Source organism: Nocardiopsis sp. iso_186, assembly GCF_056173365.1.
Window position 1 is genome coordinate 210,776 of record NZ_CM149670.1, and the last position, 19,659, is coordinate 230,434.

Sequence of the window (19,659 nt, forward strand, 5' to 3'; positions counted from 1 at the left end):
AATTGGTCCCGCCGGCCGTCGAGCCTTGTGCGACACGGCTGTAGCGGCAGTGGCACCCGCTCGACCGCTGTGGTCGCCGACCAGATTGGACCCCCATGCCCACCAACCGCTTCCCGCGTTCCGCAGGAGCCGCGGCCGTGCGAACCGTCGCGGGACTGCTCCTGGCGCTCACCCTCGCCGCCTGCGGCGCGCAGTCCGAGGCCGCCCCCGTCGAGGAGTCCGCGCGGCAGGGTGAGGAACTCTCCGTCGAGATCGCCACCGTGACCGGAGACGGCATCGATGTCCACACGGAGAAGGGGGGCGGTGAAGTCACCACGATGGCCAGCCCCAACGAGTACGGGGCGCCGCTCACGTTCCTGGTCGGAGCCACCGATGGGGACTGGTTGAACGTGCTCCTGCCGGTGCGGCCCAACGGCAGCACCGGGTGGGTGAAGGCCGCCGACGTCGAGCTCGTCCGGACAGACCAGCGTCTGGAGGTTGACCTCGACGAGCACCGCTTCACCGTCTACCAGGGCGACGAGGTGATGCGGGAGGGCGACATCGCCTCCGGAGAGGAGGAGACGCCCACCCCGCCCGGGACCTACTACTTCACCGAGCTCATCAAGCCGCCCACCGACGACACCCCCTACGGCGCCTACGCCTACGGGCTGAGCGGTTTCTCCCCGACACTGGAGTCCTTCGCCGGCGGTCCCGGCCAACTCGCCGTCCACGGCACCAACGAGGACGACGCGCTCGGCGGACCTGCCAGCCACGGGTGTGTACGGGTGACCAATGCCGACATCACCTGGATCGCGGAGAACCTCGGACTGGGGACCCCGGTCGTCATCAGCTGAGCGCGCCGCGGCCCGGTCCGCGCGACACGCTCCACATACCTTCCAGGACGCCGGGGCGGGGTCTGAACCCCGTCCCCTCCACCCAACACAGAAGCACAAAGGACAAGGACACATGACACTCAAGTTGACGTTGGTCAACGGCGCAGCGATCGTCGCCCTGTGCGGCGGCATGCTGGGGTTCGGCGCACTCGGAACCGCTCTCGCGGAGGACTCCGCCCCCCGTCCGGTGGCCGAGTCGGAGGAGCCTACCCCGGTTGAGTCGGAGGAGCCTACCCCGGTTGAGTCGGAGCGGCCTACCCCGGTTGAGTCGGAGCGGCCTACCCCGGCCGAGCCGGAGGAGCCTACCCCGGCTGAGTCGGAGCGGCCTACCCCGGTTGAGTCGGAGCGGCCTACCCCGGCCACCCCCGTCGAAGACGTCCCCACCTACACCGGCTGACCCCGAACCGAACAGAGTTGCCGACCGTGGGTCGGGCGGGCCTCCTAGCCGCCCGACCCGCGGTTCCCTGTCGTGTGAGCGGGGATGGTTGGCCGAGAGGCCGACCGGTGTGCCGGTCGCAACGGCGGGTCATTCGCAGACGGTGGCCGCTGAGGGCGTTGGAGAAGAAGGTCCGGTCCCCCTCAGGAGGAAGTGCCCGACGGGTGTTGTCGTACCCAGCCGTCGGCGCTTCCGATCCATCAGGCGAGCGCTTCGAGGCAACGGTGGAGGCCCGGGTTCTCCCACTCGTCTCCGCGCTCCTGGTGGTCCCGGCCGAGCCGGAGGGCGAACGCGGCGAGGTCGTCCCGGCGGCGAACGACCCGCGTCCTCGGTGAGGGCGTCGCCGCCGCGCCCCCGGCCTACGGCGCGGGCTGTTCGGGATCGGGCGAGCCGGCGTGATTGCGGTGCTTGATCCACTGCGTGACGCCCAGGAAGACGAAGATCGCGGAAACCGCGAACGACAGCCACGTCATCCAGTTGGCCTCGGACAGCCGCATCACGCCGATCACCAACCAGGCGAGACCGACCGCCAACAACATCACCGCGGACTGCTTTGTCTTGTCGCGCACGCTAACGAACCTGTTTCCCATCGCATGATTCCTGCCGGCAAGAAGAACCCGTGCCGCACTGATCGGCAAAAGCACTCGCGCCGAGCGTAGAGCCCAACCCCTCGCACGGGAAGCCATCAAACCGATCGTTTCCGGCAAAAGGTGCACTTGGCGAGTGTCGCCGTGCCATCCCGACCAGGTGGTCGGGGTGGTCGCGCATCGGGGGAGCGGGCCGAGAAGAACCCGAACCGGGTGGTGGGGAAGAGTTGACTCGGCCTTCCGGACGAGAACGACAGCGACTGTCCATGGCCAGGCCACCGCTGTGTGCGCCTGGGGCTTCACGGTGCACGCCGCTGCCCGCCGTCACGTTTCCCGGTCAGCCGCCGACGTCGCGTCGGTCCTGTGCGCCGACTGGGGTACGGAGTCCGTTGGGCTCCGGCCCGGACCTCTGAACTTTTGTTCCCATGCGATCGAGTCTCCCGATCATCGATCGATTCGCCATGAAGAAGTGAAATATGCGCAAAAGGCGCCGTGTCCTTTTGGGCTGATCGCTCCACGGTTGTCTCCTCAAAAAACGGAAGTCGGTAACCGTGTGGATGGAGGAGCACAGCATGGCGCAACCGACAGAGTCGGGCACGCGGTTGACGGGAAGGCAGTGGGCTGTGATGGGTGTGGCCCTGGCGGTGGTGGTCCTTCTGGTCGGGGGCGCCCTCGCGGTCAACACGATTTTGCCGGGGACCAAGCCCGTGCCCGTCGGGGCGGAGGTCGTCCTCGAAGAGGACGCGCAACGCCGGATCTCCCTGACCCTGGCCGAGGGCGGTTGGGTGCGCGATTTCGACGCCGAGAGGTTTACGAACGAAGCCCAACTGTTCGTACGGGGGCCGCTCCGACTTCAGGTCGTTCCCGTGACTCTGGCCGGGGGGACCACAGCCGACGCCGCCCGGTTGTGGAAGGGCATGGGAGACATCCTTCGGACAAAGGCTCCCGGAACCCGATTGGCAACGCCTTCACCGATCACCTCCGACCAGGGGGTGGAAGGGCTCACGGGCGCGGTCCGGGGAGGCGGGCACGAGGCGGTAGCGGTGCTGTATCCGGCCCCTGACGGTGAAGCGGCCGTGCAGATGCTTCTCAGCGCGCAAGAGCACTCGACGGACGTGGAAGAGGTCCTGGGCGCCGCCTCCAGGTCCGTGGTCTTCGCCGACAAAAAGGAGGATGCATGAGCCAAGCGCAGGAGAACCCCTTTCTCCCCAGGGACACCGTCGATGCGGTTCCCGGCCCGCGAGGCGACTTCCCCGTCTCCACCACGGAACCGGCAGGCACCGAAAAAAGCGACGTTGAGGGCCGGACGTCGGTGGCTCCGGCCGCGAAACTCGCGCTGGCATTCCTGTGTCTGTTCAGCGCGGGAACACTGGCTTTCCAGTTCTGGGGACAGATCCGCGTCTTCCCCGGCGTTGCCGCCTTGGCCTTCGTGGTCTGCGCCTTGACCCTGCTCTTCGGTTACTGGGTACTACGGCGGATCCGACCGGTCCGCCCTCCCGCCGCGAGCGTCTCACTGATAGCGGTGGCCTGGGGTTTCACGGGTGCCGCCGGTCTGGCCCTAATGGCCAACAACGAGCTGTCCGGGATTTTGGCCAAACTCGACGGTGCAACCGCGTGGGAGGCGGCGCTGACCGGTCCTTTCAACGAGGAACTGCTCAAGCTTGTGGGGATCGTCCTGATCGCTCTCGCCTTCCCGCGCGTGGTGCGCGGGCCGGTGGACGGGTTTGTGATCGGAGCCCTGGCCGGTTTGGGTTTCCAAGGCGTCGAGAACTTCCTCTATGCGCTCATCTCGGTTATCCAGACCGGAGCGGTGAACGGTCTTCTCGCGGCGACGCTGTCGTCGGTCGTGCGGGTGCTGGTCACCGGGCTGGGTACCCATTGGGCGCTGTCGGCTCTTACCGGTACGGCCGTCGGACTGCTGGCCGCGAGCGGTTGGCGGCCCGATCCCCGCCGCGCGGTGACTGCGGCCCTGTTGGTGGTGACGGCGATCGGCCTGCATTTGTTCTTCAACTCGCCCCTGTTGCCGGATGGGGCAGGCATCCTGCTCAAGGTGCTGCTCAACTTCACGGTCGTGATGGTCCTGTATTTCGTTATCCGTCGCTCCTATCGTCGTCGTGTTCTCGCGGCCTTGGCCGAGGAAGGCGAGAAGGTCGGCATGGAACGTTCGCACGCCCTGGCTTTGGCGCGAAGGGGCAGCCGACGCAAGGCACTGCGCACCGTGCCCGAAAGCGGGCGTGCCGAGGCTGCGAGGCGTCAGGAACAGTTGATCGACGCGGTCGAGGCTCGCGCCGTCATGCGGAGCGGCTGACCGGCGCAACGCGATCTTTCACGGAGAGCCGGTGCACACGTCCGGATCTGGTTTCAGCCGACCTGGTGGACCGCCAGATCGGCTGAAGGGTTCGGACCTGTCAGGGCTCGCCGCTGATCCCTCGCGTCCGGTGTGTGGCACGTATGTGGCACGGAAGCGCTGAAACGCCCCTGGAACGACGAAGGCCCAGATCCGGGAAACCATCCCTGACCTGGGCCTTCGTACTGTGGAGCGGATGACGGGAATCGAACCCGCGCTATCAGCTTGGGAAGCTGAAGTTCTGCCATTGAACTACATCCGCATCATCAAGCGGCTGACCGCTCGGAACGAAGATTACCTTACTCGGCGCACTCATGCGAAGAGATCCTTCGCGTGCGCCCTCACTGCGCCGGTGGCCGAGGTCGCAGGGGTGGCCAGGCCGGGGCGGGTTGACGAGCCGGTAGATTCGTCCCCGTGCTTCTCTCCGATCGTGACATCAGGGCCGCCATCGAATCCGGCCAGGTCAAACTAGATCCCTATGACGCCGGACTCGTCCAGCCGTCGAGTATCGACGTGCGTCTGGACCGTTATTTCCGGGTGTTCGAGAATCACAAATACCCCCACATCGACCCCGCCGTCGAGCAGCCGGGACTGACCCGGCTGGTCGAGCCCGACGGTGACGAGGCGTTCATCCTGCATCCCGGCGAGTTCGTGCTCGCCTCGACGTACGAGACCGTCACGCTTCCCAACGACATCGCCAGCCGGTTGGAGGGCAAGAGCTCCCTGGGCCGGCTCGGGCTGCTCACCCACTCCACGGCGGGGTTCATCGACCCCGGGTTCTCCGGCCACGTCACGTTGGAGCTGTCCAACGTCGCGACGCTGCCGATCAAGCTCTACCCGGGAATGAAGATCGGCCAGCTGTGCATGTTCCGGCTGACCTCGCCGGCCGAGCTCCCCTACGGTTCCTCGGCGTACGGATCCCGTTACCAGGGCCAGCGCGGTCCGACCCCGTCGAGGTCCTACCAGAACTTCGACCGCAAGGAGATCGTCCCCGGCGACGACTAGCGCGTTCCCCGTCCCCGGGGCGTCAGCGGTAGTCGAGGGTGGGCTGGGCGGCATTGCGTCGCGGCAGCATGTAGGCGGCGAGCAGGCCACCGATGAAACCGAACAGGTGTGCCTGCCAGGAAATGCTCTGTCCCTGGGGAAGTACGCCGAAGATCATCGTGCCGTAGAAGATCACGACGCAGATCATCACCACGATGTCGATCGTCTTGCGCTCGATGATCCCGCGCAGCACCAGGAAGCCGAAGTAGCCGAAGATCAGTCCGCTGGCGCCCACGGTGAGGGAATTGGGTGCGGCGAGCAGCCATACGCCCACCCCGCTGACCACGGCGATGATGAGCGACGCCCAGATGAACCTGCTCAGTCCGCTGAGGGCCACGAGCGAGCCCAGGACCAGCATCGGTACGGAGTTGGCGATCAGGTGCGCGAAGTTGGCGTGCATGAGGGGCGCGGTGAGCACCGTCCACGGTGCGTCGAAATCCCACGCGCGGATGCCGAAGCTGTAGTCCAGCGATCCACCCGCGAAGTAGTCGATGATCTCGAATACCCACATTGCTGCGGTTAGTACGACGACGGTCAGAACGGCGCTAATTCGGGACTGCGTCACGCCGTCAAGCTTATGCGACGACTGGCGTGTCGGCTCGGTGACGGAGAGTGGTGGCCGATCGGGGTGGCGTCTGGTCGTGCGAGGGTGTTCGTCCGAGTGGCGTAGGTCGCACTACAGGGAAAAAATCCTGAAAATAAGTGACCTACGTCACTTGTTTTTGATAGGTGACTCAAATCACATCTTCTTATGTTTGGGCTCCGGGTTTGCTTGCCGCAAGTCGGTGTTTGTGTTTTTTCGCTGTTAAACGCGTTATTTCCCTGTGATCTCTCCAAGGGAAACCCCAGGTCGGCGTCTGTATGGTGATCTATCTACCTAAAACGGGCGTAAGCAGCGCGCTGGTTCAGGTTCGCCGGGAAGTTTCGAAAGCAGTTCCTCTGTCGAGGTCGCGGTGGCCGCCACGAGCGCGCTCGCGTCACAAGGAATTTGCGCCGTGCGAACAAGCGGGGGGCGAGGCATCCGTCAGGTCTCACGTTTCTCGCGGCAGGGCAGACCCGAAGAGGAGACCGTGCCAGCTGTACGTGCGACCAACCTGTACAAGGTGTTCGGAAGAAGGGCACCGAAAGCCGTCGAGTTGCTGTCCGACGGACGCCATCGCGACCAGATCAAGGAACTCGACGTCACCGCCGCGGTAATCGACGTGTCCTTCGAGGTCGAGCCGGGGGAGATCTTCGTCGTCATGGGGCTCTCCGGCTCCGGCAAGTTGACGCTGATCCGCATGCTCAACGGACTCCTTCCCCCCACCTCGGGGTCGGTGGAGATCGACGGCAGCGACATCACCAAGCTGTCCTCCCGGAACCTGCGCGCCGTGCGCAGCGAGAAGATCAGCATGGTCTTCCAGCACTTCGCGCTCTTCCCGCACCGCACCGTTCTGGAGAACGCCGCCTACGGCCTCGACGTCCGGGGCATCGCCCGCGAGGAGCGCCACCAGAAGGCCATGCACGCGCTCAGCCTCGTCGGACTGGGCGGCTGGGAGAACCACGTTCCCCAGCAACTGTCAGGCGGTATGCAGCAGCGCGTCGGCCTGGCCCGCGCGCTCACCGCCGACACCGACATCATCCTGATGGACGAGGCGTTCAGCGCCCTCGACCCGCTGATCCGCCGCGACATGCAGGCCCAGTTGCTCGAGCTCCAGGCGACCCTCGGCAAGACGATCGTGTTCATCACGCACGACCTCAACGAGGCCATGCGCCTGGGAGATCGCATCTGTGTGCTGCGCGACGGCCGTGTCGCCCAGATCGGTACCGCGGAAGAGATCCTCAACGACCCGGCCAACGACTACGTGGCCCAATTCGTGGAGGACGTGGACCGCACCCGGGTCCTCACCGCCTCCTCGGTCATGGAACCGCCCATCCCGGTGATCAATCCCGGGCACGGGCCGCGCGCCGCCCTGCGCACCATCCGCGAGAACCAGACCACCGTCGCCTTCGTGGTGCAGCGCGACCGTCGTCTCGTCGGTCTGGTCAGTGAGAACGCGATCGGTGAGGCGGTTCGCACCGGCGCAGCAGACCTCAACGGCACGGTCGAGACCACTATCGAGCGGGTTCACCCCGACACCCCGATCGCCGAACTCTTCCAGCAGGCCGCTACCAGCCCCTATCCGCTGGCCGTCGTGGACGACGAGGGGCGTCTGGTCGGAGTGATCCCCCGGATCACCCTTCTGGCCGCGCTCGCTCCGCCCGAGAACGGGGAGGGCGAGGCCGCGCAGGGCGAGCAGGAAGCCGACCCACCGTCAGAGGAGCCGCCACCCGCTGACGAGCCCCGGACCGACGAGCAGAACGAGGAGGAGACGCGTTGAACGCCTACACCTGGCTCACGCCCTTCCCGCCGCGCCTGCCCATCGGTGACGCCTTCGAGGCGTTCAACCGCTGGCTCAAGTCGAACTTCGCCCCCGTCTTCGACGTCATCGGCGACACCATCTCCTGGTTGGTCAATCTCCTCAGCTCGTTCTTGACCGAGCCCCAGGCAGCTCAGCTCACCTTCATCGCAGCGGGAATCATCGCGGCGGCGCTGGTCCGGCCGCACCGGCTGCCGACGCTCATCACCACGGGCGTGGTCCTGGCCCTCTACATCGGTCAGTGGCTCTTCGGGCTGGGCAACCTGATCGTCAACCAGCTCCCGGCCCCGTTGTTCCTGTGGGCCATGGGCCTCTTCGGTCAGGACTACGTTGACGCCAACCTCGTGATCGCCCTGGGCTTCCTCATCGCCCTGGTCGTGATCGCCGCGGTCAAGCAGACAGCACTGCGCCGTGCGGCCGTCGTCGGCGGTGGCTGGCTCGCCGTCATCCTGCTGGGCTGGCTCGCCTTCCCCGCGGTGCCGGACCTCATCGCCGACTCCACGGCCATGCTGATGGTGCTGCTCCTGAGCGCTCTGGCGCTTGTGGTGGCGGGATGGAAGCTGAGCCTGTTCTCCGTCATCGCGCTCACCGTGATCGTGGGTATCGGTCAATGGGAGAACGCGATGTCCACGCTGTCGCTGGTCCTCGTGGCCAGCCTCATCGCGGTCGTCATCGCCATTCCCATCGGCATCCTGGCCGCCTACAACGCAGTGGTCAGCCGGATCGTCAAGCCGGTCCTCGACCTCATGCAGACGATGCCCGCGTTCGTCTACCTCATCCCGGCGATCTTCTTCTTCTCGCTGGGCGCGGTCCCCGGTGTCGTGGCGACGGTCATCTTCGCGATGCCCCCGGGCGTGCGCCTCACCGAGTTGGGAATCCGCCAGATCGACAAGGAACTCGTCGAGGCGGGCGAAGCGTTCGGGGCCCCCACCGGAAAGATCCTCACCGGTATCCAGCTCCCGCTGGCACTGTCCACGATCATGGCCGGCGTCAACCAGGTGATCATGCTCGGCCTGTCCATGGTGGTCATCGCCGGAATGGTCGGTGCGGGAGGCCTCGGCAGCCAGGTCTACCAGGGAATCTCCCGCAACGACGGCGCGCTCGGTTTCGAGGGCGGTATCGCCGTGGTGATCCTCGCAGTCTTCCTCGACCGCCTTACCGCGGCCATCACCAGCAACTCCCCGCAGGCACGAGCGGAGCGGTCCGCCGCTTCCTGACCTCGATATACGAACGATCCGTTCCTTGCCGCACGGGAACGGGAAACCGGCAGAGAAAGGGAAGAACAACCGTGACATTCTTCAGGCGTACCGGACGGGCAACCTCCATCGCAGCAGGGCTTGCCTCGCTGACCCTCTTGGCGACGGCCTGCGGTGGCGGCAGCGACCTGGCCGGCGGCGGCGACGAGGGCGGCTCCGACGCGGACAACAAGTCCATCAACATCGCGCTCATCCCCTGGGAAGAGGCCATCGCCTCCACCAACATGTGGAAGGTCGTCCTGGAGGACCTGGGCTACGACGTCACCATCACCGACGTCAACGTCGCCCCCATGTACCAGGGCGTCGCCAACGGCGACATCGACCTCTTCCTGGACACCTGGCTGCCCCAGACGCACTCCGACTACTGGGACGAGTACGGCGACCAGCTCGAAGACCTCGGCTACTGGTACGACAACGCCACGCTCACCGTCACCGTGCCCTCCTACGTGGAGGACGTGAACTCGATCGCGGACCTCGCCGACGACGCCGACCTCTTCGACAGCCGGATCGTGGGCATCGAAGCGGGGTCCGGTCTCATGCGCACGGTGCGGGAAGAGGCCATCCCCACCTACGGCCTCGAGGACTACGACCTTCTGGAGTCCTCGACCGCGGCGATGCTCGCCGAGCTCGACTCCGCGATCGCCGACGAGAAGCCCATCGTCGTCACCCTGTGGCGTCCGCACATCGCCTACGCCCAGTACGACCTCAAGGACCTCGAAGACCCCGAGGGCGCGATGGGCGAGGCCGAGAAGATCCACATGGTGGGCCGTGACGGCTTCGGCGCCGACTACCCGGAGCTGGCCGGCTGGCTGTCGGACTTCCAGCTCAACGACGACGAGCTGGGCGACCTCGAGCAGGCCGTCCTGGTCAACCACGAGAGCGACCCGGAGGCCGGCGCCCGCGAGTGGCTGGCCGCCAACCCCGAGTTCATCGAGCGCACGCTCGGTGACGCCGGTGCCGAGCTCGACTACTGATACGGGCATACGCATCCCGGATAGCCGAAGCGGGGCCGTCTCCTTTCCAGGAGGCGGCCCCGCTTGCGTATCCGAAGTCGGTTGACGTGTCGTGGTTCAGCCGCCCGACGAGATCGAACGGTCGCGCGGAGGGATGCCCGCACTGCTCATGAACGCGTCCACCTTCGCCGGGGAGGTGAGGCTGCTCAACGGTAGGTAGGGGCGTCCCGCGCGGCGGCCCTCCACCGAGGGGAAGGTCCACGGCCGCCCTGTGGAGTCGCACAGGCCCAGCGATCGGCTACGACCGGGCAATACGTAGTAGGAACCGATGTCGTTGAAGGGGATGCGCACGACGTAGCGTCCCCACGTGTAGCGGAACTCCGTGGCGTCCGCCTGGAGAACCGGTGCTTTGAAACGGGAGCCGTGCCACACCAGTACTGCTCCGCCGACGACGGCCAGGGAGCCCAGCACCACCGCCGCCCAGTTGGTGAGTCCGGCCACGATCACCACGATGCCCAGGACGGCCAACAGGGCTCCGCCCCACAGTTCCACGTGCTTGCGGCCCAGTGGGCAGACCAGGCGAACCGTTTCGGTCACGGGACATGCCTCTTTCGTGTTCTTCCCGGGCGGACAGCGGATGACGAGGAGCCTCGTACGGCCCTGCTCCGCTCTCCGACGCGCGGGTTGTGCGTGGCCCCTGTCGATTGTGCCTCGCGCGCGGGGGGCGTTGCCGATCGGGCCTTGAGGTCCGGGGCGCGAGGACGAATGGCGTGGTCGCACCCGTTGCGGGCGCTGTCGGGTGGACGGGTGTTCGGGGGAACCGGCCAGGCCGTCGCAGACCGGGAGTCCCCGCGGTGGCACCCGGGACACACGACAATCGTCCAGACGCCCGGTTGGTGCGGGGGTAACGGGAAATAGGTGGCGATCGCCGCTCGCAGCCTATCGGTTCCCACAGCTTTCGCAGCGCGGGAACCGGGGAGGGGAAAGCTGTGGGAACCGGGGGTCCGCTGCCGGCCCCGACGCCTGGTGCCCGGGCGATGGGGACCCGGATCCCTACCGGGGAGTCACCGCTGCAACGGCCCGGGGCGACTGTTCCATCGGGTTCCTTGGACGGGCAGCGAACAGGAGTCGATGAACGCGGCTTCCCCGTGCGCCGCGCACAGCTCGTCTCCCGTGACCCGCGACTGCACGCACGTCGGTTCGGCGCAGCGGTAGGGGCCCAGATCTGCACGAAGGTCCCGCAGATGGGTCGGGCAGTGCCCGATGCCGGGGTCGGTGAGTGCGATGCAGTCGGCTACCGCGCAGACCCGTTCCCTGTTCAGGACTCGGCACAGGCGGACCCACAACGGCCTGGCCGCGTCTTCGGATGCCTCTTCGACACGGTGTGCTCCCATGGCTCCCACGGTGAGTGCGGGATCGAAAGCCGACAAGTGGGTCGGCCGGTCCCGGTCGATATCGACCGGGGACGTTTGCCCGCCTTCCCCGGGTGCTTCGGAGGTTGAGCGGCCCAAGCACCGTCATGACGGTGTTGCGGGCGTGCGGTTCCTGTGAAATGGAGGGCTTTCGGTGTTTTGGGGCGGTGTTCGCTCAGCCGCGGTAGTAGTCCCGGACGCTTCGTGGGCTGAGCAACCCGATCAGTAGCGCGGCGAAGAGGACGAAGACGATGCTGCCGTACCCGCCTCCCACGACGAGAAGCAGCCCGAACAGCGCTATCAGGATCTGGAAGGCCATGACGGTCCAGTACACGCCGAGGGAGCGTCTGCCCAGAAGCAGCGCCAGGACGAGCGAGATCAGCGAGTAGCCGGCGACGACACCGATCACGGCCCCCACGATCCCGGTGATGGCTCCTTCGCTGACGGCATACCCCTGGCCCCGGGCGGAGGCCTTCATGCCTTCCACCGCTTCGGGCACGCTGATGAGGAAGACGCAGAACGCGGCGATCAGGAAACCGATCACAGCGGCGATGATCATGAGCACGCGTACTGCCACCGACGCGCCCGGCATACTCGTCGGTACGGGCTGATAGCCCGGCCGTGCCCCGGATCCCGCGTACCCCGGGTATCCCTGGTAGGGCCCGTATCCCGCATATTCCGGCGGCGGTCCAGGGTACTGCGGTTGCCCCTGCGGGCCGGAGGGTCGGTCGGAAGGCGGTGGATACACCGGGGCTCTCCTAGCGTTGGCGGGCACGGTTGCGGCAGTGCTCCGAAGAAACGTCCACGCGGTTTCGGTGGCGCACCGACATCATTGCCCATCCGGACCCCTTTCCAGTCTTCCCCGATTGCGCAGCCGATGTGCCCGGCGGGTCGCCGCACGGGAGCATGCCCGGTGCCGGCGGGAAAGAGCAGCTCCCAGGGGGTAATAGCGGTGGCGAGCGGCGACGGCGCAACAGCGGATGCTCGCTGCGGTTCGCCACGCGCCCGAAACGGGCGTGTCCGTGCCGGCATCGGCCGTGTGCGAGCCGTCCAGGGGCACACCCGGTGTCCCCTGCCAGTCGCGCGGGTGGCCCGATTCTTTTCCATGCTGGCTTCCCGGCCACTGGTTCGGACGTGCCCGGCCCAGCATGATCGTTTTCACGGGCCGGCCGCTTCCCCGCAGGGTCAGTGGTGCCGGACGACAACAAGGACAAAGAGGTGAACGGCGTGAAGGTGCTATGGGTTTTCGCCCACCCGGAGCAACGCTCGTTGGGTGGATCGCTGCGCGACGAAGGCCTCCGGACACTGCGGGAACACGGTCACGAGACATGCCTGTCCGACCTCTACGCCATGAAGTGGAACCCGGTCGTCGACAGCGGCGACTTCGGACACGACCCGCGCGAGCGGCTGGTCGTGGGGACGGAGTCCCAGAACGCGCACGCGTCGGGCGGGTTGAGCGCCGACATCCGCGCCGAACAGGCCAAGATCGAATGGGCCGACACCCTGGTGGTGCAGTTCCCGCTGTGGTGGTACGGCATGCCCGCCATGCTCAAAGGCTGGTTCGACCGTGTCTTCGTCAAGGGCTTCGCCTACGGCGTCACCGAGCCGGGGCCCGACGGTCGGATCCTGCGCTACGGAGACGGCACGTTGGCCGGTAAGCGTGCGTTGGTCCTGGTGACCCTTGGCGCCCGTGCGAGCAGTGTCGGCCCTCGCGGGGTCAACGGAGAACTGGAAGAACTGCTGTTCCCGTTGCAGCACGGCACGCTCTGGTACAGCGGGATGTCGGTGCTTCCGCCATTCGCCGTCCACGGCGCGGATCGCCTCTCCGTCACCGGTTACGAGGCCATCACCGCTGAACTGCGCGACCGGCTCCGCACGCTTTCGACCGCAGAGCCGATCCCCTATCGCTATCAGAACCGAGGAGACTACGACGCCGACCTCGTGCTGCTCCCCCACCTGGCGCCGGGGGTGACGGGCCTCGGCGCCCACCGCACGTGAAGCAGTGTGCCGAGGCCGTTCTGCACCGCGGCTGCGATGGTACGGACGGCCTCGGCGCCGGAGTCCTGACCGAAGCCGGGCACACAGCGGTGGGCGTACGGGATTCTCTGTTTCCGCCGATGCGCAATGAGCCACTCACCTGCACCGCCACTGCCCCTCCGACACCACCCGCAGCAATGCCTACTGGGAACGCACAGCCACCTCCGGTGACATCATCGCCAACGACTTCGTCACCTCTGCGCAGAGCGTCACCGTGACTATCTCGTCCTCCGATGGCCAGTTCACCAGCCGTGGGTTCAGGTTCTAGAAGAGGGCCGGCTAACTCAAGGAGCAGGCGAAGTCCTCTACCTGGAATTTCTTCGGCGTCCCTCCTCGGCCTTCACAGCGGGAATCTTCTCAGGGGTGTCTGATCGCAGGTCCCGCTATACCTCGCGACAGAGGGCAAAGCACTCCGGGCCGTCCCGTCTGACGGGGCGGGCGAGTTGGCGCACGGTGGGGATGCGGCGCAGACGCCCACCGAGTGCCGGGTTCAGTCCCATGAGTCCAAGACACCCGATCCGCACCGGCTCTGCCGTCCCCGGTGACAGTCCTGGCCGAGGAGTCGTGTCCCACCCCTTTGGCCACTGCGGAAGCAATACCTCGCAAACGGTTTTCATTAGTGCCAAGACATCTATTCAGTTACAAAAAATCTCAAGTCATGAAATTTATTGCAAAGTCAAGAGGCTTAGGTCTATGGTTTCCTCGTTTTTGTGTCTTCTGCCCCCATTTGTGTGGCTGGATTGGGAACCTCCATGGCAATTTCACGGCGTACCGCTTTACGTGCTTCCATCGTCAGCGGTACCGGACTTCTGTTCGGCGGAGCGGCGACCGCAGCCGCCGCTCCCCTCGCCCCCGTGCACGCCCCTGACGCCGACGCCGCCCTGAAACTGTTGAAGCAGGGCAATCGCCGGTGGCGGCGTTTCGAGCAGAAGCACCCCAATGAAGGCGCGCGCCGCCGCGGCCAGGTGCTCTCCGGCCAGAATCCTTTCGCCCTCGTCCTCGGCTGCGCGGACTCACGCGTACCCGCCGAACTCGTATTCGACCGCGGTCTGGGCGACCTCTTCAGTATTCGCTCGGCCGGCCAGGTCCTCGACGAATCGGTCCTCGGCAGCATCAGCTACGGCGTCGAGCACCTGCACATCCCCCTCATCGTGGTTCTGGGCCATGCCGGCTGCGGTGCCGTCACCGCGGCGGTCGAGACCCACCGCGGAGGCGAGCTGCCCGAGGGCCACATCGGCTACCTCGTCGAGCAGATCCTGCCCGTGGTCGATGCCACCCCCGACGACGGAGAAGACTTCGTTGACGCCTGTGTCTCCGCCAACGCCCTCCACATCGCCGAGACCCTGCGTTTTGATCCCGACCTCGTCGGGCACGTCGATAGCGGTGAGCTGCGCGTCGTCGCCGCCCGCTACGAATTGGACAGTTCCGAGGTCCGCTTCCTCGACTAGGAAAGTCCGTCAGCGCGCCCCGAACCGGAGCGCCGAAACGGTTCGGGGCGCCTCGCCCACGGCTCGGGAGTCCGCTCTGGTGTGACCGACCCCGCCGTGTTCACCGGCAACCGATCGGATGCCATCGGGAGCAGGGTGTTTGGCCGCCCCCGTGCCGGGCAGGGCGGTCAGCAGCACCAAGGCGCTGCCCGATGGGAAACCCGGCTCCGGAGTGCAGACCCCACGGCGACCAGCCGCGGTGTCGGTGCACACGGCGCGGCAACGGTGAAGAAGTCCGTCTCTTTCCACTTGACAGCCGATCCGCCAAGTGAAGAGAGGACATCTCCACATGACAACCTTGGGCACGAGGATCACCGCACGGCCCGCACACACCGCCGGAACCCGACAGTCAGGGGACCGGCGTGTCGGGGAAACCGGTCCGAACCCGTTTTCCCAGGCGATGACCCGCGAAGCGCTCCAAAGCGCATTGTCCCTGTTCAGCGCCCAGGAGCGCCGCATTCTCCTGCTGTGCTTCTTCGGTCAGAAGACCCAGGCCGAGATCTCGGCCGCAGTCGGCGTCCCCGAAGAGGACGTCCGCCAGATCATCGAGCACACGCTCGGCCGACTTCATGCCGAACTGGTCGTCACGACCTGAACCACACGGCTTTACTTCCGGTCGCACCGAGACATTCGTCAACAACGGGGGCGGTACGCCCCCTGATTGCAGGCTTTTGAACATGATCGATGACGTTCCGGACAACGTTCGCCCGATCGAGTCGGCCCGCACCGTCAGGGAACGGCGAAAACGCCATGAGCATCGCCAGCGCGAAGAAGCCGATCGTTTCGAGGAACGCGCACAAGCCGTCGCCGAAGAGCTGCGGACCCACGGAGCCACGGTGATCGCCTGCGGAGAGGCCGAGCGGGTACGGATCCGCAGGGTGGGTCGGCGGGCCGGGAAGATCATCGGCCGAGCGGTTCGCATCACCGTCGTCGACGGTCTCATCGCGGTGTGGGACGAGGAACGCGGCGACAACCCCCTCCAGGTCCTCATCGACCGGGTCCGTGCCGAGAAGTTGATCGACCAGGCGCCGAAGAGGCGTGGTCCCCCCGGCGACGAGGGGTTCCCTTTCTTACCACGCGCTGATCCGGTACCCCGCCCCGAGGACCGGACAGACCGCCCCTAGGCGGCTCTTCGACCACGGTCGAGCCAGGTCCGCACACGGGCGTTGAAGTCGTCCGGGGTCTGGAGCGGGATGCCGTGCCCGAGACCGGGCGCGACGTAGAGCTCGCTGTCGGCCGCTCGCCGGTGCAGTTCGCGGACGGAGTCCAGCAGCGCCTTCGGTTCGCGGTCGCCGGCCATGATCAGCGACGGTACGTGTTGGACGTCCCACTCCTCGGGGATGCGGAAAGAGAAGTTCTCCCGACCGATCGCGGCCAGTGTCGGCCGGCTCATCGCCCGTGAATCGCGGAAGTAGTCCTCGAACCGTTCGTCGGGGAGCCGGAGGGCGCGGGCCTGGGCCCGCGCGAAAAGGCGATTGCGCGCCAACGGCGCGGTCACCGCCATCAGCCCCGGCAGAAGAGGGCCGACCCGCACCGGTCGGGCGAGCGCACTCACGATCACGGCACTGTTCACCAGGTGGGGAAACCGGCTCACCAGTTCGATCGTGACCTGGGCGCCGATCGAGAAGCCCACGACGGAGGCGCGCCCCCCGTCGGTGCGCTGCGCGATCAGTTCTGCGAGGGCTTCGGCTGCGGCGCGGTTGGACGTGTACGCCTGTTCCGCGCTCCTGCCGTGTCCCGGGAGGTCGGGGACCAGCACATGGTGGTCGGCGGAGAAATGCGCGCGCTGGTGTTCCCACATCCAGCCGGCGACACCACCACCGTGGACGAACAGCAGACCCGGCCGGCCTGGGGTGCCGCTCTCGTCAACATACAACGGGGGAGTCCTCTCGCCGGGGTGCACGTGGCTCCAATGCTAGGGAACGCGGCGGCCCAGGGCGTTGCGAGGTGGTGCGTCCGCCTCGGCCGGCGGCGATCCTGGCCCAGGTCGCCGCCCAGTTGACCCTGTCGGTACTGATCTACCAGCGGACCCACTCGCCCTTACCGTCGGCGCTGGTCTTCGCGCTGGGCTTCGTCCCCTACCTCCTCGGCGCAGTGCTGCTCGGTGCCGTCGCCGATCGTTTTCCGGTCCGTCCGGTGATGGTGGCCACCCAGTGCGTGAGCGCCGGTGTCCTGGCGTGCATGGCGGTGCCGGGCCTGCCGATCCCGGTTCTGCTGCTGCTCCTGATGGTCAACGGGACCATCGCGCCGATCTTCCGGGGGGCCGGAGCCGCCGCGCTGCCCGACCTCCTGCCCGGTGGGGGCTACCCACTGGGCCGTGCCCTGCTGCGGATCGCCGTACAGACCGCGCAGATCGCCGGGTTCGCTTTCGGCGGGATGCTGTTGACCCTCGTCCCGACCACGACCACCCTGCTGGTCGCGGCGGGCGCGATGGCGGCCTCCGGCCTGGTCCTGAGACTGGGCGTGCGCGCCCGACCCGCGCGAAACAGTGCCTCCACCGGCGGGGGCTCCATCGTCGGACACTCGGTCGCGGGCGTGGCGACCGCGTTTCGGCTCCCACTCCTGCGCTGTCTGCTGTTGTTCGCTTGGCTGCCTCCGGCGTTGGCGGTCGCCCCGGAAGCGCTGGTGGTCGCCTTCGTCGGCCGCATGGGCGGCGGGCCGGCCCTGACGGGGATACTGCTCTGCGCGTGGCCCACCGGAATGATCCTCGGCAACCTGCTCGTGGGCGTCCTGTTCGGCGCGCGACTCAGAGATCGGTGCACGGTGCCCATGGCGCTCGTGGTCTTTGCCCCCCTGCCGTTGTTCCTCCTCGACCCGGGGGCCACGGTCATAGCTGTGCTGCTGGTGGTGTCGGGGACGGGGTTCGGTTATCTGCTCGGCCTGGACCGGCGAATCCTGGATGCCATCCCCGATGACGCGCGCGGACGCGTCCTGGCGCTGGCCTCGGCCGGATTGATGCTCGCCCAGGGGCTGGGGTTCGCCGCTGCGGGGGCCGCTGCGGAGTTCTTCGCCCCGCACCGGGTGGTCGCCGCCGCCGGGGTGGCGGGACTGGTCCTGGTCCTCACGTTGGGACGCGTGGTCTCCACACGGTCGAACCGGTGACGAGGACAGCCCGGCGCAGCCCCGAAGCCGCCTCGGGTCCGGCACTTCTTCGCCCCGAAGTTCAGCTGCGCTGCCGGTGGTGGTGAGGGCCGCTCATCCGCTCTTTCCGGGGAGGACGGGACGTTCCAGGGCGGTGTGCATCCAGTCCAGGGAGTCGGCGCGCAGGGCTTCTTCGGCGAGGCGTTTGGCCGAGGTGGTCTGTAGCGCGGCCAGGGACGTGTCGATCCAGGACTGGGTGTTGGTGTTTCCCTGGGCACGGTACTCCACCGCCTGCAACAGGCACTCCAGCTTGTCGGCGTCGCGCGCACAGCGCGCTTCCAGGGACTCCTTGGCCTCGTACTCGCCCACTACCCGGCCGACCATGTCGGCCACCGCCGCGGGAAGGCCGCTGACCTGGTCGGCCGTCACCTCCTCGTTGGATGTCGCCGAGAGGTAGCGTTTGGCGACGTAAGGGATGTCGGTGATCCGGGTCTCCTGGGTGTCGTGGAACAGGGCCAGGAGTGCTGCGCGGTCGGGGTCGGCTCCTTCGAGTGCGGCGAGTGCGGCGGCGATGACACCCGCGCGAAAGCTGTGGTCGGCGATGCTCTCGGGGTTGTTGATCCCGGCGATGTGCCATCCGGTGCGCTTGTAGCGCTTCATGAGCCCGGTCTCGTAGAGGAACCCGGCCAGCTGGGAGAACTCGGTCTCATCCGCCATTTCCGCTCCTTCTCGACGCCGGTTGGACGTCGTTAGAGCGTAGATGACTTCGCGCCGTCTGTCCCGGAAAAGCCGTTCGGTGCGGATGCCGGCCGGCCGTGGCGTCCGACACCCGCGCCGAACGGGCCCCTTCGATAGTGGTGTCCTTCGCGTTCATCCCGCTTTCGCGGTGCCGGCGAGCACCTCGGCGAGCCGGTTCATCGAGTCGGTCACGCCGCGTTCCATGTCGCCCGCGACCATCGCGTCGCGGTCCTCGACGGACTGGAACACCGAGTGCGTGACAAGCCGGGTGCGGTTGCCGCCGATGTCCTCGAAGGTCGCCGAGTCGAGGCTGACATGCCCGGGAGCGCCCCCGAACTCGAACGTCTGCACCAGACGTTCATCAGGGACGACGCTGTGGAAGACGCCCCGGAAGTCGTAGCCGTTGCCCTCGGGGTCGTAGTGGGTGTAGGACCACGAACCGCCCTCGCGTACGTCGAACTCGGTCAGCTTCATGGTCAGTTCGCGGGGGCCCAGCCAGCGCACGACCAGTTCCGGGTCGGTGTAGGCCCGGTAGACGCTGGCAACGGGGGCGTCGAACTCGCGCACCACGTCGATGAACGGAACATCGGGCCGTGCGGTGATGGTGACGGGCTTGTCGGTCATCGTTCTGTCTCCTTGAGAGTGTCCAGTACCGAGTCGAGTCGGCGGAACTGCCGCTCGGCGGTGAGCCGGTAGGCGTCGATCCAGGCGGTGAGCGCTTCGAGCGTCTCGGGGACCAGGTGGCAGGGGCGGCGCTGTGCGTCGCGCGACCGGGTGATCAGTCCGGCGGCTTCGAGCACCTGCACGTGTTTGGACACGGCCTGTTTGCTGATCGAGAACGGCTCCGCGAGTTCGTTCACGGTGGCCGGTCCGCGGGACAGTCGCGCGATCATGGCCCGCCGCACCGGGTCGGCCAGTGCCAGGAAGGCCCGATTGAGTCGGTCGTCGGACTCGTCGGATCGCATTGTCAACCTTTTCTTTTATCAACCATTTGGTTGACTACAATTCGA

The 19,659-nt window shown here is 66.9% G+C and carries 23 protein-coding genes and 1 tRNA gene; 14 read left to right on the top strand and 10 right to left on the bottom strand.

Translation table 11 applies throughout. The annotated features are described in order from the left end of the window. The first annotated feature begins 95 nt into the window (after window positions 1–95). The 3 genes from AC0VYP_RS00935 (at window position 96) to AC0VYP_RS00945 (ending at window position 1,643) form a co-directional block, all read left to right on the top strand. Window positions 96–833: a L,D-transpeptidase gene (locus tag AC0VYP_RS00935; RefSeq protein WP_285761675.1), complete on the top strand. Its 738-nt coding sequence runs from the start codon at window positions 96–98 to the stop codon at window positions 831–833. A 112-nt stretch (window positions 834–945) separates the two neighbouring features. Beyond that, window positions 946–1,269 (top strand): hypothetical protein, encoded by a 324-nt coding sequence (locus AC0VYP_RS00940; RefSeq protein ID WP_475472090.1) that lies wholly within the window; start codon window positions 946–948, stop codon window positions 1,267–1,269. Between the two features lie 203 nt (window positions 1,270–1,472). After that, window positions 1,473–1,643 (top strand): hypothetical protein, encoded by a 171-nt coding sequence (locus AC0VYP_RS00945; RefSeq protein WP_285761674.1) that lies wholly within the window; start codon window positions 1,473–1,475, stop codon window positions 1,641–1,643. A gap of 24 nt (window positions 1,644–1,667) precedes the next feature. Here AC0VYP_RS00945 and AC0VYP_RS00950 read toward each other — a convergent pair whose 3' ends face one another. After that, the gene (locus tag AC0VYP_RS00950; protein ID WP_285761673.1) at window positions 1,668–1,877 is read right to left on the bottom strand and encodes a hypothetical protein; all 210 of its coding nucleotides are present in this window, start codon (window positions 1,875–1,877) and stop codon (window positions 1,668–1,670) included. A gap of 590 nt (window positions 1,878–2,467) precedes the next feature. Here AC0VYP_RS00950 and AC0VYP_RS00955 point away from each other — a divergent pair. Together AC0VYP_RS00955 and AC0VYP_RS00960 are read left to right on the top strand one after the other, a co-directional pair. Next, the gene (locus AC0VYP_RS00955) at window positions 2,468–3,076 is read left to right on the top strand and encodes a hypothetical protein (protein WP_475472091.1); all 609 of its coding nucleotides are present in this window, start codon (window positions 2,468–2,470) and stop codon (window positions 3,074–3,076) included. Beyond that, the gene (locus tag AC0VYP_RS00960) at window positions 3,073–4,203 is read left to right on the top strand and encodes a PrsW family intramembrane metalloprotease (protein WP_475472092.1); all 1,131 of its coding nucleotides are present in this window, start codon (window positions 3,073–3,075) and stop codon (window positions 4,201–4,203) included. The genes AC0VYP_RS00955 and AC0VYP_RS00960 overlap by 4 nt, the downstream gene beginning before the upstream one ends. Window positions 4,204–4,430: 227 nt before the next feature. On the opposite strand, the gene AC0VYP_RS00965 is transcribed toward AC0VYP_RS00960, so the two are convergent. Continuing rightward, window positions 4,431–4,504 (bottom strand) — tRNA-Gly (locus AC0VYP_RS00965). 152 nt (window positions 4,505–4,656) lie between these two features. Here AC0VYP_RS00965 and dcd point away from each other — a divergent pair. Next, window positions 4,657–5,247, top strand: a complete 591-nt coding sequence (gene dcd / locus AC0VYP_RS00970; protein WP_285761657.1) for a dCTP deaminase — start codon at window positions 4,657–4,659, stop codon at window positions 5,245–5,247. A gap of 22 nt (window positions 5,248–5,269) precedes the next feature. Here the strand turns inward: dcd and AC0VYP_RS00975 are convergent, their stop codons facing one another. After that, the gene (locus AC0VYP_RS00975) at window positions 5,270–5,851 is read right to left on the bottom strand and encodes a rhomboid family intramembrane serine protease (RefSeq protein WP_285761656.1); all 582 of its coding nucleotides are present in this window, start codon (window positions 5,849–5,851) and stop codon (window positions 5,270–5,272) included. A gap of 538 nt (window positions 5,852–6,389) precedes the next feature. Here AC0VYP_RS00975 and AC0VYP_RS00980 point away from each other — a divergent pair. The 3 genes from AC0VYP_RS00980 (at window position 6,390) to AC0VYP_RS00990 (ending at window position 9,915) form a co-directional block, all read left to right on the top strand. Next, window positions 6,390–7,646, top strand: a complete 1,257-nt coding sequence (locus tag AC0VYP_RS00980; RefSeq protein ID WP_475474135.1) for a quaternary amine ABC transporter ATP-binding protein — start codon at window positions 6,390–6,392, stop codon at window positions 7,644–7,646. After that, window positions 7,643–8,902, top strand: coding sequence for an ABC transporter permease (locus tag AC0VYP_RS00985; protein ID WP_285761655.1), 1,260 nt, complete (start codon window positions 7,643–7,645; stop codon window positions 8,900–8,902). The genes AC0VYP_RS00980 and AC0VYP_RS00985 overlap by 4 nt, the downstream gene beginning before the upstream one ends. 71 nt (window positions 8,903–8,973) lie before the next feature. Next, on the top strand, window positions 8,974–9,915 hold the full coding sequence (locus AC0VYP_RS00990; RefSeq protein ID WP_475472093.1) for a glycine betaine ABC transporter substrate-binding protein: 942 nt from the start codon (window positions 8,974–8,976) through the stop codon (window positions 9,913–9,915). A gap of 96 nt (window positions 9,916–10,011) precedes the next feature. Here AC0VYP_RS00990 and AC0VYP_RS00995 read toward each other — a convergent pair whose 3' ends face one another. The 3 genes from AC0VYP_RS00995 to AC0VYP_RS01005 form a co-directional block, all read right to left on the bottom strand. Next, on the bottom strand, window positions 10,012–10,491 hold the full coding sequence (locus AC0VYP_RS00995) for a hypothetical protein (RefSeq protein ID WP_285761653.1): 480 nt from the start codon (window positions 10,489–10,491) through the stop codon (window positions 10,012–10,014). A gap of 467 nt (window positions 10,492–10,958) precedes the next feature. Then, window positions 10,959–11,288: a hypothetical protein gene (locus tag AC0VYP_RS01000; RefSeq protein WP_285761652.1), complete on the bottom strand. Its 330-nt coding sequence runs from the start codon at window positions 11,286–11,288 to the stop codon at window positions 10,959–10,961. 193 nt (window positions 11,289–11,481) lie between these two features. Further along, window positions 11,482–11,883: a hypothetical protein gene (locus AC0VYP_RS01005; RefSeq protein WP_285761651.1), complete on the bottom strand. Its 402-nt coding sequence runs from the start codon at window positions 11,881–11,883 to the stop codon at window positions 11,482–11,484. A 641-nt stretch (window positions 11,884–12,524) separates the two neighbouring features. Between AC0VYP_RS01005 and AC0VYP_RS01010 the strand changes: the two genes are divergently transcribed. The 4 genes from AC0VYP_RS01010 to AC0VYP_RS01025 all read left to right on the top strand — a co-directional run bounded on the left by AC0VYP_RS01010 (window position 12,525) and on the right by AC0VYP_RS01025 (window position 15,954). After that, window positions 12,525–13,304, top strand: a complete 780-nt coding sequence (locus AC0VYP_RS01010) for an NAD(P)H-dependent oxidoreductase (protein ID WP_432707521.1) — start codon at window positions 12,525–12,527, stop codon at window positions 13,302–13,304. A gap of 791 nt (window positions 13,305–14,095) precedes the next feature. Beyond that, window positions 14,096–14,791: a carbonic anhydrase gene (locus tag AC0VYP_RS01015; RefSeq protein ID WP_475472094.1), complete on the top strand. Its 696-nt coding sequence runs from the start codon at window positions 14,096–14,098 to the stop codon at window positions 14,789–14,791. Window positions 14,792–15,119: 328 nt separating this feature from the next. After that, window positions 15,120–15,425 carry a sigma-70 family RNA polymerase sigma factor gene (locus AC0VYP_RS01020; protein ID WP_475472095.1) on the top strand — a complete coding sequence of 102 codons (306 nt, stop codon included), beginning with the start codon at window positions 15,120–15,122 and terminating at the stop codon, window positions 15,423–15,425. Window positions 15,426–15,507: 82 nt separating this feature from the next. Beyond that, window positions 15,508–15,954 carry a hypothetical protein gene (locus tag AC0VYP_RS01025; protein WP_475472096.1) on the top strand — a complete coding sequence of 149 codons (447 nt, stop codon included), beginning with the start codon at window positions 15,508–15,510 and terminating at the stop codon, window positions 15,952–15,954. Here AC0VYP_RS01025 and AC0VYP_RS01030 read toward each other — a convergent pair. Further along, the gene (locus AC0VYP_RS01030) at window positions 15,951–16,706 is read right to left on the bottom strand and encodes an alpha/beta fold hydrolase (protein WP_475472097.1); all 756 of its coding nucleotides are present in this window, start codon (window positions 16,704–16,706) and stop codon (window positions 15,951–15,953) included. The two genes, AC0VYP_RS01025 and AC0VYP_RS01030, sit on opposite strands and share 4 nt — an antisense overlap. Window positions 16,707–16,777: 71 nt before the next feature. Between AC0VYP_RS01030 and AC0VYP_RS01035 the strand changes: the two genes are divergently transcribed. Further along, window positions 16,778–17,932: an MFS transporter gene (locus AC0VYP_RS01035; protein WP_475472098.1), complete on the top strand. Its 1,155-nt coding sequence runs from the start codon at window positions 16,778–16,780 to the stop codon at window positions 17,930–17,932. Window positions 17,933–18,025: 93 nt separating this feature from the next. Here AC0VYP_RS01035 and AC0VYP_RS01040 read toward each other — a convergent pair whose 3' ends face one another. The 3 genes from AC0VYP_RS01040 to AC0VYP_RS01050 all read right to left on the bottom strand — a co-directional run bounded on the left by AC0VYP_RS01040 (window position 18,026) and on the right by AC0VYP_RS01050 (window position 19,614). Further along, a complete protein-coding gene (locus AC0VYP_RS01040; RefSeq protein WP_285761645.1) occupies window positions 18,026–18,628 on the bottom strand; it encodes an HD domain-containing protein in 603 nt (200 codons plus the stop codon). Window positions 18,629–18,781: 153 nt separating this feature from the next. After that, on the bottom strand, window positions 18,782–19,273 hold the full coding sequence (locus tag AC0VYP_RS01045) for an SRPBCC family protein (protein WP_285761644.1): 492 nt from the start codon (window positions 19,271–19,273) through the stop codon (window positions 18,782–18,784). Beyond that, window positions 19,270–19,614, bottom strand: a complete 345-nt coding sequence (locus tag AC0VYP_RS01050) for an ArsR/SmtB family transcription factor (protein ID WP_285761643.1) — start codon at window positions 19,612–19,614, stop codon at window positions 19,270–19,272. Before AC0VYP_RS01050 ends, AC0VYP_RS01045 begins: the two co-directional genes overlap by 4 nt. Window positions 19,615–19,659 lie beyond the last annotated feature (45 nt).